The organism is Vagococcus carniphilus, from assembly GCF_014397115.1.
GTDB lineage: Bacteria > Bacillota > Bacilli > Lactobacillales > Vagococcaceae > Vagococcus > Vagococcus carniphilus.
On record NZ_CP060720.1, the window covers coordinates 271,878 to 288,376 of the forward strand.

At 33.0% G+C, this 16,499-nt stretch carries 15 protein-coding genes; 12 read left to right on the forward strand and 3 right to left on the reverse strand.

Translation table 11 applies throughout. The annotated features are described in order from the left end of the window. Positions 1 to 483: 483 nt before the first annotated feature. The 4 genes from H9L18_RS01475 (at position 484) to H9L18_RS01490 (ending at position 5,322) form a co-directional block, all read left to right on the forward strand. Positions 484 to 1,323, forward strand: a complete 840-nt coding sequence (locus H9L18_RS01475; protein WP_185847525.1) for a response regulator transcription factor — start codon at positions 484 to 486, stop codon at positions 1,321 to 1,323. A gap of 118 nt (positions 1,324 to 1,441) precedes the next feature. Continuing rightward, a complete protein-coding gene (locus H9L18_RS01480; protein WP_126795676.1) occupies positions 1,442 to 1,849 on the forward strand; it encodes a (deoxy)nucleoside triphosphate pyrophosphohydrolase in 408 nt (135 codons plus the stop codon). Position 1,850: 1 nt separating this feature from the next. Next, on the forward strand, positions 1,851 to 4,730 hold the full coding sequence (locus H9L18_RS01485) for a DEAD/DEAH box helicase (protein ID WP_126795678.1): 2,880 nt from the start codon (positions 1,851 to 1,853) through the stop codon (positions 4,728 to 4,730). Positions 4,731 to 4,842: 112 nt separating this feature from the next. After that, on the forward strand, positions 4,843 to 5,322 hold the full coding sequence (locus H9L18_RS01490) for a 2-thiouracil desulfurase family protein (protein ID WP_126795680.1): 480 nt from the start codon (positions 4,843 to 4,845) through the stop codon (positions 5,320 to 5,322). Here H9L18_RS01490 and H9L18_RS01495 read toward each other — a convergent pair whose 3' ends face one another. After that, positions 5,323 to 5,964: a cyclic nucleotide-binding domain-containing protein gene (locus H9L18_RS01495; protein WP_126795682.1), complete on the reverse strand. Its 642-nt coding sequence runs from the start codon at positions 5,962 to 5,964 to the stop codon at positions 5,323 to 5,325. A gap of 448 nt (positions 5,965 to 6,412) precedes the next feature. On the opposite strand from H9L18_RS01495, the gene H9L18_RS01500 reads away from it, so the two are divergent. Genes H9L18_RS01500 through H9L18_RS01520 form a run of 5 tightly spaced genes read left to right on the forward strand, consistent with a single transcriptional unit; the run spans position 6,413 to position 9,964 of the window. Then, positions 6,413 to 6,847: a MarR family winged helix-turn-helix transcriptional regulator gene (locus H9L18_RS01500; protein WP_126795684.1), complete on the forward strand. Its 435-nt coding sequence runs from the start codon at positions 6,413 to 6,415 to the stop codon at positions 6,845 to 6,847. 19 nt (positions 6,848 to 6,866) lie between these two features. Then, a complete protein-coding gene (locus H9L18_RS01505; protein WP_126795686.1) occupies positions 6,867 to 7,832 on the forward strand; it encodes a ring-cleaving dioxygenase in 966 nt (321 codons plus the stop codon). 6 nt (positions 7,833 to 7,838) lie between these two features. Further along, positions 7,839 to 8,756, forward strand: a complete 918-nt coding sequence (locus H9L18_RS01510) for a VOC family protein (RefSeq protein ID WP_126795688.1) — start codon at positions 7,839 to 7,841, stop codon at positions 8,754 to 8,756. Continuing rightward, complete coding sequence (locus H9L18_RS01515) at positions 8,743 to 9,351, forward strand: flavin reductase family protein (protein WP_126795690.1); 609 nt, start codon at positions 8,743 to 8,745, stop codon at positions 9,349 to 9,351. The genes H9L18_RS01510 and H9L18_RS01515 overlap by 14 nt, the downstream gene beginning before the upstream one ends. 13 nt (positions 9,352 to 9,364) lie before the next feature. Next, on the forward strand, positions 9,365 to 9,964 hold the full coding sequence (locus H9L18_RS01520) for an alpha/beta hydrolase (protein WP_126795692.1): 600 nt from the start codon (positions 9,365 to 9,367) through the stop codon (positions 9,962 to 9,964). A gap of 52 nt (positions 9,965 to 10,016) precedes the next feature. Here H9L18_RS01520 and H9L18_RS01525 read toward each other — a convergent pair whose 3' ends face one another. Further along, positions 10,017 to 10,958: a nucleoside hydrolase gene (locus tag H9L18_RS01525; RefSeq protein WP_126795694.1), complete on the reverse strand. Its 942-nt coding sequence runs from the start codon at positions 10,956 to 10,958 to the stop codon at positions 10,017 to 10,019. Positions 10,959 to 11,072: 114 nt separating this feature from the next. Here H9L18_RS01525 and H9L18_RS01530 point away from each other — a divergent pair, with 114 nt between their 5' ends. Together H9L18_RS01530 and H9L18_RS01535 are read left to right on the forward strand one after the other, a co-directional pair. Next, positions 11,073 to 11,699: a Crp/Fnr family transcriptional regulator gene (locus tag H9L18_RS01530; protein WP_126795696.1), complete on the forward strand. Its 627-nt coding sequence runs from the start codon at positions 11,073 to 11,075 to the stop codon at positions 11,697 to 11,699. Between the two features lie 108 nt (positions 11,700 to 11,807). Further along, positions 11,808 to 13,586, forward strand: a complete 1,779-nt coding sequence (locus tag H9L18_RS01535; protein ID WP_126795698.1) for a glycerophosphoryl diester phosphodiesterase membrane domain-containing protein — start codon at positions 11,808 to 11,810, stop codon at positions 13,584 to 13,586. Positions 13,587 to 13,627: 41 nt separating this feature from the next. Here H9L18_RS01535 and H9L18_RS01540 read toward each other — a convergent pair whose 3' ends face one another. After that, positions 13,628 to 15,169, reverse strand: coding sequence for a ClC family H(+)/Cl(-) exchange transporter (locus tag H9L18_RS01540; protein ID WP_126795700.1), 1,542 nt, complete (start codon positions 15,167 to 15,169; stop codon positions 13,628 to 13,630). Positions 15,170 to 15,471: 302 nt separating this feature from the next. On the opposite strand from H9L18_RS01540, the gene H9L18_RS01545 reads away from it, so the two are divergent. Then, positions 15,472 to 16,443: a tRNA dihydrouridine synthase gene (locus H9L18_RS01545; RefSeq protein WP_126795702.1), complete on the forward strand. Its 972-nt coding sequence runs from the start codon at positions 15,472 to 15,474 to the stop codon at positions 16,441 to 16,443. Positions 16,444 to 16,499 lie beyond the last annotated feature (56 nt).

Below are 16,499 nucleotides of genomic sequence, written 5' to 3' on the forward strand. Positions count from 1 at the left end.
AATAAAACATAGTTTATGGCATTAAAGAGTGCTCACCAAAAAATTGCTACAATCAGAGCCAAAACTTTATAATATTTGGCTTATTACCTCTGTTATTTTAGGAGTATTCCTTTTTATACCTAAACTATTTCATTTAGTGAGAGAGCTAATTAAAGCGTTTTGTAATCTTATTTTAGAAAATATGAGGAAATAATCGGTTGTTTCAGTATTATAAGGAATTTATTTCCTTTTTTTGATGAGAACTGTTGTTATTTAAGGAGTTCAAGAGAACTGGTATTTAGTTAAATGGGAAAATGCCGATTTAAGTATAAGAGTCAATTCTTGGTTAAATCTACTTTGTAAAAAATTTGTAGTAGTTAATTAAGTTAGGGGAAATTGGAATTTCAAAAAAAATATATATATAAATGAAGAAATAATTTAGTTGGTATTTTGTAATTGTAAGTAAATCCAACTTGAAATATTATTAGAAAGAGGTCCATGCAAATGAACGGGATGAAGATAAAGGGTCAATTATTAGTTGTAAATCAGGAGGGACTAGATGATAATTCAGAAAAGTTTGTAAAAACATTTGATTCTAGTTTATTGGATGTAAAATTTGTTAATAATCGTTTTTTTAGTGAGACAAAGATATCAGAAAAATTGAAAGCAGTGAAGGGTATCATTTTGGTTGTTGATGTTGAAAAAGAGACGACGATTGAAACATGCGCAACTATCTTAAATATCAGAATGTTAACTAATGCGCCTATATGGTTGAAAACAAGTGTTGCATATACATCCATTGAAAGAGAAGTATTTTTAAATATCGGAATAGATGGCTTTTTCTATGAAGGTCATAGTATGAAAGAAATTGAATTGACTGTGTTGAATCTTTTAAAAAGAATGGATAGTTTAAAAGGAACAGAGGATATATCTTCAAATAAAACAGCTTCTTTTTCACCAATGTCAGCCAAGAGTAACATAAAAAAAGATCGTTATAATAGAAATGTTCATCATTATTCAAATGAAAAAGAAGTAAAAGAAAAAGTTATATCAATTAGCCTTGATGGTGAAACCCAAACGATGATTTTTGATAAAACGAATGTACCACTTTCTAATAAACAGTATCAATTGGCAGAGTTGTTTCTAGAAAATAAAAATGAAATAGTTGGCTACGAAACGATTTATACGACTATTTGGAGTGGTGATTATGACATTGATAAAAAGAATATGGTAGGTTCAATTGTGGCTCAACTTAGGAATAAACTTGAAAGATATCAGGTTCAGACAAAATTCATCTATAACGTCCCTAATAAAGGGTATCGTTTTGTTGTTCATGAGGCTTAATGGAATAAATTTTTAGCATCCTTTTTTAATAGGGATGCTTTTTTATATTCTTCTTGCTCACTTAGTTATTTTATGGGATGCTGGAGGAGAATAGAAAAAAGTATGAGGTAAGAAATCAATGAAAAAAGAAATAGATGTTGTGGGAGCTATCATCATTAAAGATAAAAAAATCCTTTGCTGTCAAAGAGGTCCAGGGAGAGCTTTAGCTAATCTGTGGGAATTTCCAGGTGGGAAAATTGAAGAAAATGAAACTAAAGTTCAAGCGCTTAAAAGAGAGCTAAGAGAAGAATTAAAAATTACTGTTTCAATGGTGGAGGAAACATTTGATTTTACGCGTTATGAATATGATTTTGGTTTTGTTAATTTAACTACTTTTATTTGTTATTTGGAATCAGGAGAGCCACAATTAACAGAGCATTTGCAAGTTAAGTGGTTATCACCACAAGAATTAGATTCATTAGAGTGGGCTCCAGCAGATATTCCAACAGTTGAGAAATTAAAGGTAACGGAAATAGGAGAAGAGTAAAATGGATGTATTAGAAAAGGCATTGAAACGTGCTTTTATTAATAAAGATGAATCAAGCGAAACATTGAATCCAAAATTTATTGTAAATAATCCTGAGAAAAACGATTATTTACTAACGACTTTACAAAATGATTTTAGGCAATGTCGTACTTTTTTTATTTCAGTTGCCTTTATTACTCAAAGTGGGTTGAATGCTATTAAGGCTCAACTTGCTGATTTAGATAAGGCCGGAATTTCTGGTAAAATTCTAACGTCAACTTATCTTGGGTTTAATAATCCAGATGTCTTTAATTCTTTGTTACAAATTCCAAATGTGGAAGTCAGAATCTCTGAGAAACTAGGGTTTCATTCAAAAGGCTATTTATTTGATATGGGTGAATATCAGAGTTTTATTATTGGTAGTTCTAATTTAACGATGGCTGCTTTGAAGCAAAACTACGAATGGAATGTGAAGTTGACGTCATATGATAATGGTGAAATGATTTCGACTATTCAAGAGCATCTACTAAGTGAATGGCAAGAAGCAAAGCCTTTAACGATTGAATGGATTGATACATTTAAGAAATCTTATCAACCAATTGTAACAAGTCGAATGCTAAAAGAAACGCCTGAGATGATTGTGGAGAGTGACGCTCTTTATATTACGCCTAACAAAATGCAACGATTGGCGTTAGATAGCCTGGTTGCATTAAGGGAAACAAAGGCTAAAAAAGGCTTAGTTGTTTCAGCTACAGGAACAGGGAAAACCTATCTAGCTGCGTTAGATGTCTTAGCTTTTAAACCGAAGCGAATGTTGTTTATCGTCCATAGAGAGCAGATTCTAACTAAAGCTATGGAGTCGTTTAAAAAAATAATTGGTGGTCCAGAGAATGATTATGGCATTTTATCAGGAAGCACTAAAAATTTAGAAGCCAAGTATTTATTTGCTACGAATATAATGGTAGCAAAAGACGACTATCAGGAATTACTTGGAAAAGAAGCCTTTGATTATATCTTAATTGATGAAGTTCATAAAGCTGGTTCTGAGACTTATCGAAAGATTATTGATTTCTTTGAACCGGAATTTTTACTTGGAATGACTGCAACACCAGAAAGAACAGACGGTTTTAATATTTTTGAATTATTTGATTATAATGTTGCTTATGAAATTAGATTACAAGAAGCTTTAGAGGAAGATTTACTCTGTCCGTTTCATTATTTCGGTGTGACCGATTATGAAAAAGAAGGTCTATTGATAAATGAAACGACAGATTTAAAATACTTGGCGACGCAAGAAAGAGTCAACTTTTTGATTAATAAAATTAAGTATTATGGTTGCTCTGGAAATGACGCGAAGGGATTAGTTTTTTGTAGTCGTAAAGAAGAGGCTAAAGAATTGTCTAGACTCTTTAATGAACGAGGGATACCTAGTAGTTATTTATCAGGTGATCATTCATCCGATTTTAGAGAATCAGAAGTTGAGCGGTTAGAAAATGGCGATATTCATTATATTTTTACGATTGATATCTTTAACGAAGGAATTGATATTCCAAAAGTAAATCAGATTATTATGCTGCGAAATACTGAATCAAGTATTATCTTTATCCAACAATTAGGTCGTGGATTGAGAAAAGATGAATCAAAAGAATTTGTGACAGTTATTGATTTTATTGGTAATTATAAAAATAATTATATGATACCAATGGCTTTATCAGGAGATCATTCAAGAAATAAAAACAATCTACGAAGAGATACCATTGATGCAACCTATATTTCAGGTCTATCAGCAATTAATTTTGAGGAAATTGCTAAAGATCGTATTTTTACGTCTATTGATCAAGTAAAAATGGATTCGATGGCAGAACTCAAGAAAAGTTTTATAACATTAAAAAATCGATTGAACCGTATTCCTTATCTATTAGATTTTGAAAAATTTGGTAGTGTAGATCCTTTGGTTATTATTGGTAAAGAGAAAATTTACTATCAATTTTTAGCTAAATTAGGGGAGACAGAAGGAACTATTAGTGAAGCTGAGATGTTAGCATTAAAATTTGTCTCAATTGAATTTTTATCAGGTTTACGTCCTCACGAATTGTTGGTATTAAACTTCTTTTTTGAAACAAAGGAAGTTTCAATTACTTTAGAAGAAGTAAAACAATTATTTTTAAATTTAGATGTGCCATATACAGAAGATATCTTTGAATCTATGCTAAAAGTACTAGACTTATCTTTTTATGAAACTGTAACAAGAAGAGGATATCAAGCATCTCAATTATTTGAAGTGACTGATACAAAGATTGAAGCGACAGAACAATTACAACAATTTTGGCAAAATCCTTATTTTAATAAATTGATGATTGATGTCATTCAAACGGGTCTAGAGAAAACCAAACAGTATGAGGTAACTGAACCTTTAGGCTTATATAAAAAGTATCGTCGTAAAGATGTGTTACGTCTATTGAATATGGATTTCAAACAAAACGAGCAAGGTATTGGTGGCTATACATTTAGTAACAATCATTTTGCTATTTTTGTTACCTTAGACAAAGGAAAAGATTTCAATGCTTCTTTAATTGCTTATGAAGATGAATTCTTGAATGAAAGCACCTTTAGATGGTTTACTAAATCACCTAGAACGATTGATTCGCCTGAAGTCCAGGTGTTAAAAAATCCAGAAAACTGGAAAATTCATCTATTTATCAAGCGAAAATATAATAAAAAAGATAATGAAACAGATTTTTATTATATGGGGGAAATGTCGCCTATTCAGAAAACCATTGAGCAAAAACAGAAACCCACAAATGATGGGAAATATAAGAATATTGTTGAAATGGATTTTTCTTTAGTTACACCAGTTGAATCTAATATGTATGAGTTTTTAACAAAAGTTATTGAAGAATAAGTCCTTGAAAAAGCATCCTTTTTAATAGGGATGCTTTTTATATTGTAAACATCCCAATAATAGATTAAAGTTGTCATAATCAAAGAAAGCTAAATCAATGAGGAGGAATTAAATGATTGGAATAAGTGCTTGTCTAGGAGGTATTGCTTGTCGATATGATGGCAAAAGTCAAAGTAGAGATGAATTGGTTGAACTTGTCGAAAATAAAAAAGCTGAAATGATTTGTCCTGAGGTACTTGGCGGATTACCTATTCCAAGAAAACCAGCTGAAATAATTGGTGGAGATGGTTACAATGTTTTAGAGGGAAAAGCTCGTGTGCTTGATATTGATGGTGAAGATGTAACGTCGATCTACTTAGCAGGCGCAGAGAAAGCCTATGATAACTTAAAAAGTAAAGGAATCAATGTGTTAATTGTAAAAGAGAATAGCCCATCATGTGGCAGTCAGTTTATTTATGATGGGACATTCACAGGATGTAAAATCAGTGGAATAGGTGTGGCAACTGCCTTTTTTAAGAGCAAGGGATTAAAAGTTTACTCTGATACAGAGCTAGAGGAAGTAAAAATGGACTATCCTAATTTTTTTAATTAATTAAAAAGAATCGATGGAACGTTTTTTTAAGGCTTGTTCTTCTTTAATAAAATAACCGTCCTCTGTTTTTTCAATTAATCCATCTTCTACTAATTGTTTAAGCAGTCTTAGTAAGTGACGATAACTAAGTCCTAATGTATCAGCTACTTCTTTTAAATTATCTTGGAAATAATTTTTATAGGAACAGTTGAGTAGGTAAGAACATAATCGCTCCTCACCAGTATATAGACTAGTAGATAAAAAATTTTCGGCACTTCGTTGTAACTTTTCTGTTAATCCTTTACCTAAGGCTTTAATGAAAGGTGTATTCTCTTTTAAATAGGACGCATTTTCTTTTAAAGGAACTAAAAGGCAAGAAAAAGGCGAGAGTGCAATAATCGTTGTGGTAGCTTTTGGTTCATCTGTTAGAAATTCGATATCGCCAATAATACCGCTGGATAAATAATAACTAAGAATTAAATTTTTTCCATTTTTAGCAGTGGAACAGACTTTGGCTTTTCCAGAAGAGACAATTAGAAGGTTAAAATTTTCCATTCCTTCAAGAATAATTGTTTCTCGAGGATTAAAATGGACGTATTTATAGTGCTTTAACTGATTAATATCAAGATGGTATTGGTTCAGTAATTTTTGTTCATCCAACATATAGAATTCTCCTTAAAAGTGTGACATATGTCATCCTACCTACAAGCTATTTCATCATAGTATGTAGGTAGGAGGTGAGAAGATGTTTATTTTAACGATTGAAATAATCTTATGTGTTTTAATGCTATGTCTTTTTAAAGTAAGGTTGATTAAGAAAGAAAATCAAGAGATAAGCCGCTTAATCACATACAGGCAAGTTGAAAATACTTATATAACTAATCATGCTTTAACGTTAACAAGAAATAGAATAAAAAACAATCTAGAATGTTAGTAGAATTTTGTTTAGACATCTTTTCAAGAAAAGGTGTCTTTTTTTGGTCGAATACAGGATAAGTCTAATCAGTTTACTTTTAGTAAGTAACGTATTATACTGAAATCAATCCAATCGAGATTATATTTTTTTAGGTAGTTATCTCGAATTCGAGATAATTATAAGGAGGTCATTAAAATGAATCGTAGAGAGATGGCTTTAGGCTCGTTTATTAGCTTAATGCGTGGAAGCAATAAATTTGAAAGAATTGTTAAAGAAGATGTATCTAGTTATAACCTTAATATCACTGAATTTTCAGTACTTGAGCTACTTTTTCATAAGGGACAGCAAACGACACAGGGAATTAAAGAAAAAATATTAATAGCTAGTAGTAGCACCACTTATGTGATTGATCAGTTAGAAAAGAAAAATTATGTGACAAGACACGTATCTGAAAAAGATAAGCGAGTAACCTTTGTTCAAATTTCAGAAAAAGGCAAAATCCTTATGGAAGATATTTTCCCACAGCATGCTGAGACAATCGAAAATTGTTTTAGTAATTTGGAAAAAGAAGAGCTAGAACAGTTATTAAAATTATTAGCAAAAGTAAATCGTCAGTTAGATAAACAATAAATGAAAAGAGGAATTAAAAATGAGAGAACAAGATAAACCATTAGGAATTCACCATGTAACAGCTATGACCAGCGATGTTAAAAAGAATTATGATTTTTTTACTAAGATATTAGGGATGAGATTAGTTAAAAAAACAGTTAATCAGGATGATATTTATACGTATCATACTTACTACGCAGATGATACAGGCTCTCCTGGAACAACGATGACCTTTTTTGATTTTCCAAATAATCCAAAAGGGGTAAAAGGAACTAACTCGATTAGTCGAACAGGTTTCAGAGTACCAAGTGATGCTGCTATTCAGTATTATAAAAAACGTTTTGAAGAGTTTGGGGTTACTCATGAGGAAATTAAAGAAGAGTTTGGCCGAAACGTATTATCTTTTTGGGATGAGGACGAACAAGCTTATCAATTAATTTCAGATGAAACGAATAAGGGCGTAGCGGCAGGAACACCTTGGAAAAAGGGGCCTGTACCAGAAGAGTTTGCTATTTACGGATTAGGAACTGTTGAAATTAGTGTGAGTTACTTGGATCAGTTGAAAACTTTAATGGAGACGATTTTTTCATTTAAAGAAATTAAGCATGAAGGAAATCGTTACCTGATGGAGGTTGGAGAAGGCGGAAACGGAGCTCAAATTATTTTAGTCGATAATGAAGAAGACAGAGATGCTGCTCAAGGTTACGGCGAAGTACATCATTTAGCTTTTAGATTGAAGAGTAGTGATTCACTGAAAGTTTGGCAAGAATTATTTGAAGAGTTAGGCTTACCGAATTCAGGTTATGTTGATCGTTATTATTTTGAATCGCTTTATGTGAGACTCGGTCACATTTTAGTGGAGTTAGCAACTGATGAGCCTGGTTTTATGCAAGATGAACCTTATGAAACTTTAGGAGAAAGTTTATCGTTAGCACCATTTCTAGAAAATAAACGTGACTATATTGAAAGTGTTATTAAACCATTTGATACAAAAATAAAGGAGTAATGCCTTATGGAAGCAATTAAAAAAATTCATCATATCTCAGCTATTGTAGGAGATCCTAGAGAAAATATTTCGTTTTACGAAGGCGTATTAAAGTTACGTTTAGTGAAGCAAACCGTTAATTTTGATGACCCAGAAACGTATCATCTTTATTTTGGCAATGATTTAGCAGAGCCAGGAACTTTGATTACCTTTTTCCCGTGGACAACAGCAAGTCGTGGTCGAGTAGGTAGTGGGCAAGTTGGCCGTATCGCTTTTCGAGTTCCTAAGGGAAGTTTAGGGTATTGGAATGAACGACTAACTTCTTTTAATATCGAGTTTCAAGTGACACAATTATTCTTGAAACCAACGATTGAATTTTTTGATCCTCATGGTTTATCTCTTGCCTTAGTTGAAGGGGATGACGTTGGAAAAGATGAGAAAATTCTTGGATTTCATGGCGCCACTTTATTATCCAGCTCACCTAAACAAACCGTTAAAACCTTGATGGATGACTTAGGTTTAATTCAATTAAGTGAGACGGAAGAAACCTATCATTTAGAAACAGTAGGTGAAGAAAAGCACCACTTAATTGTCCCTAAAGAACGTTTAGCTAGAGGGCGTTTCGGTGTTGGAACGGTTCATCACATTGCTTGGTCTGTTCCAGATGATACGAGCCATCGTCAATGGCAAGATTATTTGTATGAAGAAAAGTACAACGTAACAGAAATTAAAGATAGGCAATATTTTAACGCTATCTATTTTATTGAAAAAGGCAATATTGTTTTTGAAATGGCTACAGATGGCCCGGGTTTTACGATTAATGAATCCTTAGAGCATTTAGGAGAAACCTTAATGCTACCACCTCAATTTGAATCATTGCGTCCACAGTTGGAAAGTCATTTACCATCTCTTAGTGAAAGAGGGAAGACAAATGGTATCGATTAGACCGGAAGAGTTAAGTGAGCGAGATAATTATAAGTTTTTAATTGGTTCCATTATTCCAAGACCTGTAGCTGTCGTAACAAGTATATCTGAAGAGACTATTGTTAATATTGCTCCTTTTAGCTATTTTAATATTGTGACATCAAATCCTCCGATTGTTTCACTGGCTATTCAGAGAAAATCAGGTGAGATGAAAGATACAGCTAGAAATATAGTAACTAAAAAAGAAGCAGTCATTCATATCGCAGATGAAACTTCTTTAGAAGATATTAATCAAACGGCTGCTAATTTGAAGGCAACTGAAAGTGAGCTTTCCTTAACTAATTTTACTTTAGGAAATTCAGAGGAAGTCAGTGTGCCATTGATTGAAGAATTAAAAATCAAAATGGAAGTCGAATTATATCAACATGTGCCAATTAAAAGTGACCAAGAAGTCAATGCGGATTTACTATTACTTAAAATAAAAAAATATCATATTGTTGATGAGTTGTATCATGAAGGACGGATAGATCCAGACTTGTTAAATCCTGTTAGTCGTTTGGCAGGAAATGACTATGCAACTTTAGGAGAAAAAAGAACAATAAAAAGACCAGATTAAGGGAGGGAAATCAATGAAATACACTATTCAACAGGGTAAAAAGAAACATCCCGTTTTAATTTTACTTCACGGAACGGGCGGGGATGAAACATCGTTATTAGAAGTGGGGAATTTAATAGATTCGGATGCAACCAAAATTGGCATTAGAGGAAATGTTTTAGAAAATGGCTACCCTCGTTATTTCAAACGATTAACTGAAGGTGTTTTTGATGAAGTCGATTTAGCTGAGCAGAGTAAACAACTACATGAAACAATCAATGAGTTAATCCGTGAACATTCTCTTTTAGATGAAGAAATTGTTTTGGTGGGCTATTCGAATGGGGCAAATATTGCTATTAGGTTATTACTAGATTATCCTGATAGCTATCAAAAGGGAATCTTGTTCCATCCAATGTATCCAGTTGACATAAAGGAAACGAAGTCGCTAGAACAAACAGCCATTTTCGCTAGTTTTGGTAAAGCAGATCCGATTGTTTCGATGAGTGAAAGTTACCGTGTATCAGATATATTTAGTTCAAGAAAAGCTTCAATGACTGAAGTTTGGTCTGTTTCTCATCAATTAACCTATGAAGAAATAGAATCTGCTAGTCAGTGGTTAGTTAAACAAAAGTAAAAACAGGATAACTGTCGCAGAGCATAAAATGCTGTGACAGTTATCCTATTTTTTATATTAAAGTAAGCATTTTTTCTTTAAATAAGGCTGTGTCAATTTGAGTAATCACTTCTGCATTAGTAGCTGGATACGTTTGGATAACAGCTAGGGCATCATTTGGGTCATTCATAATAACAAGGCCGTAAGTTTGTTCTTCTTTGTAAGTAACAGTTGCGTAAACTTGTTTTGAGTTAGTAACAATTTCTTCAGGCCATAAGGCAACTGCAAGTGCAACGGCATCTGGTAAATCAATAATTGCTTCCCCTGTTCGTTTGATGTTGTATTGTCTTAATGTTTCATTAGCATCCATCAAGAATTTTCCTAGTGGATTTTTACTTCTTAAAGTTTCAATTTCTTTTTCTAAGAGAGCATTTTCTATACAAATATCAAAACCAATAATTGTTTTAGGAACGGAACTTCTTAATAAAGGAACGTAACTTTCTGCATCAGCGTATACGTTAAATTCTGCCATGGTTGAGGCATTCCCTAAGCCAAATCCGCCTGTTCCCATGATGTAGTAATGCTTCACTTGTCTCATGATAACTGGTTCTTTCATGATGGCCAAAGCAATATTGGTGGCAGGTCCAATGATTGCAATCTCTACTTCACCAGGATATTTTTTGACTGTCTCAATGATGAAATCAACGCCATGAGTCGTTTCGGGTAAGCGAGTAGGATGAATTAATTCAAGATCTCCCATGCCGTCTTTTCCGTGAACATCTACTGCATCAACAGGTACTTCTCTTAATAAAGGTAGACGACAACCTTTGAAAACTGGTGTCTCTTTTTGGCAAACTTCAACGGTCATTAAAGCATTTAAAGTTGCTTGATCCACGTTACAATTTCCAGAGACAGTTGTAATGCCTAAAATATCAACCTCGCTTGCTAATAATCCTAAAGCTAAAGCAACTGCGTCATCACTGCCCGTATCTGTATCAATAATCATTTTTCTCATATTAGTCACCTCATTTGTTTTGATGCCTTTAATATAAAAGCTTGAGGTGATTAATTCTAGGACACCTGTCCTAAAATAAGTTATACTGGAAAAAAATAAAAGAGGTGAGATGAAATGTATCAACCTTTAGACCACATTCCTGAGTTGTTAACTAAAAGAACTAAAAAATTAACGATCTCTAAAAATCAAACAATTCTTGCGGCAGAAACATTTAACGAAGGGGTGTATTTTATTGTGTCGGGTAAAGTCGCTGTGAGAACTTATTTAGAAAATGGCGATCATATTTTTTTAAAAGAATTAAATCAGGGGAATTGTTTTGGCGAGATGGAGTTATTCTCCGAGCGAAGGGGAACTTATGAAATTACAGCATTATCAGATGTTTCGCTATTAACCCTTCCTAAAGAGAGTGTCAAGGAGTGGATGCAAGCAGATTTTAAGTTGACGGAGTATTTATTTGAAGAATTGAATGATAAATTAATCTATAGTTCAAATTATATTGTTCAACAAAATCAGGGAACGACATACGAGCATTTGTTACATTATTTAATGAGATTTCCTGAAAATCAAGAGATTCAATTGAAAAAATCAGAACTTGCAGTCACGCTAAATACGAGCCTTAGAAATTTGAATCGAGCATTTCTGAAGGGGCAAGAAGCAGGGATTTTCACTTGGGAAAATAAACAGTTAACAATAATTAATAAAGAAAAGTTATTACTTCATTTAGAGGAGGTATCTAGGTAAAAAGGCCTAGAAATTTCTTTGGCTAGGGCCCTTGCGCTAAGAATATTCTTTCCTATATAGTGAACAGTATATAGAAAATAGACTAAAAATTAACTTGGAGGTGTTAACATGTCTACTTTTTCTCTTTTTAAGAAAATAACAAAAGAGTTTTTCTCCCATTGTTTAAGTTATTTGACCTTATTTTTTAGTATGAATGTGATGTTGTTCGCGGTTATTGCCTTGTTTGATTATACAGCCTCCCTTATTTTAAGGAGTCAGCATATTCCGTATTTATCTTATACTAATCTGATTGTTCTGGTTCAAAAACCATTGGCGATTTTTTTATTGCTGCTCTTATTTATTACCTTGATTATGACGGTTTATTTCCAGTTTTCTTATTTACTGTTAGGCATTCAGCAGATTTATCGGCGCCAATTTAATTTGATTGGTTTAGTAAAAGAAAGTTGGCAGGAGATTCGTAGGCAAACATGGCGTTCGTTTGGTTTTTTCTTCTTTTATTTCATGTTGATTATTCCAGTATCTCAAGAAATATTTCAAACTCAATTACTAAGTAAAGTGGTTATTCCAACGTTCATCATTGATTTTTTAGGTAATAATTTACTGTATGCATTCTTACTAGCTTTTTTTGGTATTGTCATTGCCTATCTTGCGATTCGGTGGATTTTTATTTTACCACTGGTTATTTTAACCCAGATTTCACCTAAAGAAGCTATTTCAAAAAGTTTGTCATTAACGAAAGGTAAATTTTGGCATTTTTCATGGCGTATTTTTCTATTCAGTTTATTCAGTGTTGGTTTGAAGTATGTTATTTTTGTTTGTATTTATTTTGCTCAAATTTGGCTAGATACATTAAGTGATCCTTATCCATTAATTGGTGGAATGATTAATTTATCTTTAGTTCAAGTGATTGATGTGATTGGTGGTGCGTGGACATCAGTCTTACTTATGTCTTTATTGATGTATCATCCGACTATCTTGTCTCATGTTGAAGAAAAAGAATGGCAACCATCTCAGGTTTCTCTTAGGTGGCTGAATGTATTGAATGGCTTTATCTTAGCTATGGTTAGTTTAAGTATTTTAGTTTTTAATATTTTCTTTTTAAATGGGTTAACTCAAAGAGAACCGAAGATAGTTTCTCATAGAGGAGTGGATAGTTTGACTCATCCAAATGGAGTTCAAAATACGATTCCATCTTTGAAAAAAACCATTCAATTGAAACCAGATTTTATTGAGATGGACATTCAAGAAACAAAAGATGGCAAATTTGTGATGATGCATGACCCTGACTTATCAGTATTAACTGGAAATAAGGGCACACCTCAATCCTACACTTTGGAAGAATTAACCCAAATGACCGTTCATGAAAATGGGATGTCAGCTAAGGTGGCTAGTTTTGATGAGTATTTAGAAGTGGCAGATAAAGCGAATCAGAAATTGTTAATTGAAATTAAAACATCTAAGCAGGACTCAAAAAAGATGATGGCTAATTTTATTAAAACCTATGAAAAGAATATTTTAGCTCATCATCATGAAGTTCAATCTTTGGATTATCACGTGATTTCAACATTAAAAGAACAAGCGCCTAAAATTCCTGTTTCTTATATTTTACCTTATAATTTTGTCTTTCCTAATACACCGTCAGATGGTTATACAATGGAGGCGACAACGTTAAATGAAACCTTTATTGTTAAAGCGCGAGGCACTAAGAAACATGTTTTTGCATGGACTGTTAATGATACGGATACAATGAATAAAATGATGTTCATGGATGTGGATGGTATTATCACAGATGAATTATCTCTATTAAAACAAGAAATTAAAGAGTTTAGGGATTCGCCTAATTATGCAGACCGGATTATGTATTACATTTCAGTGTTGCCAAATTAAAGAAAGAGATGATAAAAGTTTTCGCTTTTATCATCTCTTTTTTAAAACTCACTTTCAACCAATAAATAATCTTTCACGTGTTGAGAAATACCCTCATCTGTTAAGATAATAAGAACATCTCCTGCATGAATAAGTGTATCACCATGAGGTAAAATTTCTGATTCTCCTCTTCTGATGGAAGCAAGTAACATGTCTTTTGGCCACTTAATATCTCGAACCATTTGCTCATCAAAGGCGCTCTCCATGATAACAGGAAACTCAATAATCGTCTTTTTACCACTAATATCAAATTCGTCAGAAGTCACTAATTTCTCTAATAAAGCTTCATAAATAGGTTTTCCATTGAAGAAATCAAGGACAATATAGCTAATCAAAACGACAACGCCAATCGACATTAAGTGAGAAAAGCTACCAACCATTTCGGTAATCAAAACCATAGCAGTCAATGGAGCTTTACTAATTGCCGCAAAATACCCAGCCATAGCAAGAATAAGAAAATTTTTGACATAAATTTCGTCTAGCCCAATTGTTTGAACTAGTACGACACCAAAGAACACACCAATAACAGCTCCCAAACTTAGAATAGGTAAAAAAATTCCCCCAGGTAATCCAGATCCATAAGACACCATCGAAAATAAAAAGCGAAATAAAAAAAGCATGATTAAGGCATTTATACTAAAATTCGTTTTCGTTAAATCGATAATAACATCATGACCGCCACCTAAAAGTTGTGGTAAGAAAAGACCAATAGGAATAACTAAAAGTAGAGGAATAACACCATAAAAGTAAGATGGTAAAAAAGTTAACTTGCTATACCATTCGGATGTTTTTAATAGAATTTTTTGATACATTAAACCTAATAAACCAACAAAAATACCAAGGATAACTAAAGTCCAATAATATTTAAGTGGCAAGCTTTCAATTTTACCAATGTATAAAGCTGGTTTTAGTCCAAAGAAGTGAAGTGAGACAAAGTTACTCGCAATAGTTGCTGAAAAAGCTGTTAGTAAAACTAATGGTGAAAAAGAATGATGAACTTCTTCTAAGACAAATAAAAGGCCAGCAATAGGTGCGTTAAAAGCAGCGGAAAGACCAGCACTCGCTCCACTTGAGATAAAGATTTTCTTTTCTGCTTTTGTGGGACTCATTTTTGAAGTAACCCCTTGAGCAACAACGGCACCGAGTTGAATGGAAGGACCTTCACGACCTAAAAACAAACCCATACCAATTGCTAAAATCCCCCCAACAAATTTTTTCCAAAGAACTGAAAACCAGTTAATAGTTATCTGACCGCGAAGTTGTCCTTCTACTTGAGGGATACCACTTCCCTTTATGTCAGGATCACTTTGAATTAATTTTCCAATAAAATAAGCTATAAATAAGCTAAATAGAACCCAAGGAATTAAAAAAAGTAAATGTTGGTTTAAAAAAAGATAGATAGCATCAATTTTTGTACTGATAAAACCGATACATAACCGAAAAAGACTGACGACAAATCCAACAGCTAGTCCAATTAAGAGTCCTTTTCCAATAAAAATAATTTTTGTTCCGTCTAAACGTTTTAATTCGTAATTGTTTTTCATGATAAACTCCTTTTAAAAAAATACCTGATTTTAATAAAAAGAGTCGCTAGCTAAAACCATAAAATGAATGGATTAAACGAATTAAGAAAAGCTGATCTTGTGTTGATTCTAGTTCCCATTTCAAATGATAACCCACTTTCTATTGTGATTCTTTTATCTTTAATGTTACTACATTTTTTAGGGAAATAAAAACTATCCTAAAAGAAATAAAAGAGAAAGATTTTGATTCTCTGACTTTTTCTTAGTATAATAGCAATGCGTTTGAAAAGAGAGAAGTCTAAGGGAAACGGAGAATATAACTAATGACAAGTAATTTTTGGGCGGATTTGCCAAAGCCTTTTTTTATTTTAGCACCTATGGAAGACGTGACTGATGTTGTTTTTCGTCACGTTGTAAAAGAAGCTGGCGCGCCAGATGTCTTTTTTACGGAATTCACGAATTCAGATAGTTTTTGTCATCCAGATGGAAAAGATAGTGTACGTGGACGTTTAGCTTTTACTGAAGATGAACAACCAATTGTAGCCCATATTTGGGGAGATAACCCTGAATTCTTCCGTCAAATGAGCCTGGAAGTAGCTGAAATGGGATTCAAAGGAATCGATATTAATATGGGATGTCCGGTCCCTAATGTGGCTGATAGAGGTAAAGGTAGTGGTTTAATTTTACGACCAGATAGAGCCGCAGAATTGATTGAAGCAGCCAAAGCAGGTGGATTACCAATTAGCGTTAAAACACGGTTAGGCTTTAAAGAAGTAGCTGAAATGACAAACTGGATCACTCATCTCTTGGAACAAGACATTGCTAATTTATCGATTCATTTAAGAACCAGAGAAGAGATGAGTAAAGTAGAAGCTCATTTTGATATGATTCCAGAAATTATGGCTATCCGTGATAAAGTTGCTCCTCAAACATTAATTACGATTAATGGTGATATTTTAGATCGTGAAATGGGACTGGAGTTAGCTGAAAAATACGGTGTTGATGGCATCATGATTGGACGAGGTGTTTTTAAAAATCCTTATGCTTTTGAACTGGAGAAAAAAGAACATAGTTCAGCGGAACTACTAGGCTTACTACAACTTCAATTAGATTTACAAGATAAGTATAGTGAACTAGTACCACGCTCTATTGTCGGGTTACATCGCTTCTTTAAAATTTACGTTAAAGGCTTCCCAGGAGCTAGTGACTTAAGAGTCAAGTTGATGAATACTAAATCAACAGATGAAGTAAGAGAGATGCTTGCAGCATTCCATCGTGGTGAATTTAAAAAATAATTAAGAGCACTTCTTTAAATAGAAGTGTTTTTTTTATTAAAATGGTATAGTTATAA

Excerpts from the sequence above, each read along its gene's own strand:
- H9L18_RS01530 (WP_126795696.1), top strand. The coding sequence starts at position 11,073 with ATGTATCAACCTTTAGACCACATTCCTGAGTTGTTAACTAAAAGAACT.
- H9L18_RS01480 (WP_126795676.1), top strand. The coding sequence starts at position 1,442 with ATGAAAAAAGAAATAGATGTTGTGGGAGCTATCATCATTAAAGATAAA.
- H9L18_RS01520 (WP_126795692.1), top strand. The coding sequence starts at position 9,365 with ATGAAATACACTATTCAACAGGGTAAAAAGAAACATCCCGTTTTAATT.
- H9L18_RS01490 (WP_126795680.1), top strand. The coding sequence starts at position 4,843 with ATGATTGGAATAAGTGCTTGTCTAGGAGGTATTGCTTGTCGATATGAT.
- H9L18_RS01505 (WP_126795686.1), top strand. The coding sequence starts at position 6,867 with ATGAGAGAACAAGATAAACCATTAGGAATTCACCATGTAACAGCTATG.
- H9L18_RS01475 (WP_185847525.1), top strand. The coding sequence starts at position 484 with ATGAACGGGATGAAGATAAAGGGTCAATTATTAGTTGTAAATCAGGAG.
- H9L18_RS01540 (WP_126795700.1), bottom strand. The coding sequence starts at position 15,169 with ATGAAAAACAATTACGAATTAAAACGTTTAGACGGAACAAAAATTATT.
- H9L18_RS01485 (WP_126795678.1), top strand. The coding sequence starts at position 1,851 with ATGGATGTATTAGAAAAGGCATTGAAACGTGCTTTTATTAATAAAGAT.
- H9L18_RS01510 (WP_126795688.1), top strand. The coding sequence starts at position 7,839 with ATGGAAGCAATTAAAAAAATTCATCATATCTCAGCTATTGTAGGAGAT.
- H9L18_RS01535 (WP_126795698.1), top strand. The coding sequence starts at position 11,808 with ATGTCTACTTTTTCTCTTTTTAAGAAAATAACAAAAGAGTTTTTCTCC.
- H9L18_RS01545 (WP_126795702.1), top strand. The coding sequence starts at position 15,472 with ATGACAAGTAATTTTTGGGCGGATTTGCCAAAGCCTTTTTTTATTTTA.
- H9L18_RS01500 (WP_126795684.1), top strand. The coding sequence starts at position 6,413 with ATGAATCGTAGAGAGATGGCTTTAGGCTCGTTTATTAGCTTAATGCGT.
- H9L18_RS01525 (WP_126795694.1), bottom strand. The coding sequence starts at position 10,958 with ATGAGAAAAATGATTATTGATACAGATACGGGCAGTGATGACGCAGTT.
- H9L18_RS01495 (WP_126795682.1), bottom strand. The coding sequence starts at position 5,964 with ATGTTGGATGAACAAAAATTACTGAACCAATACCATCTTGATATTAAT.
- H9L18_RS01515 (WP_126795690.1), top strand. The coding sequence starts at position 8,743 with ATGGTATCGATTAGACCGGAAGAGTTAAGTGAGCGAGATAATTATAAG.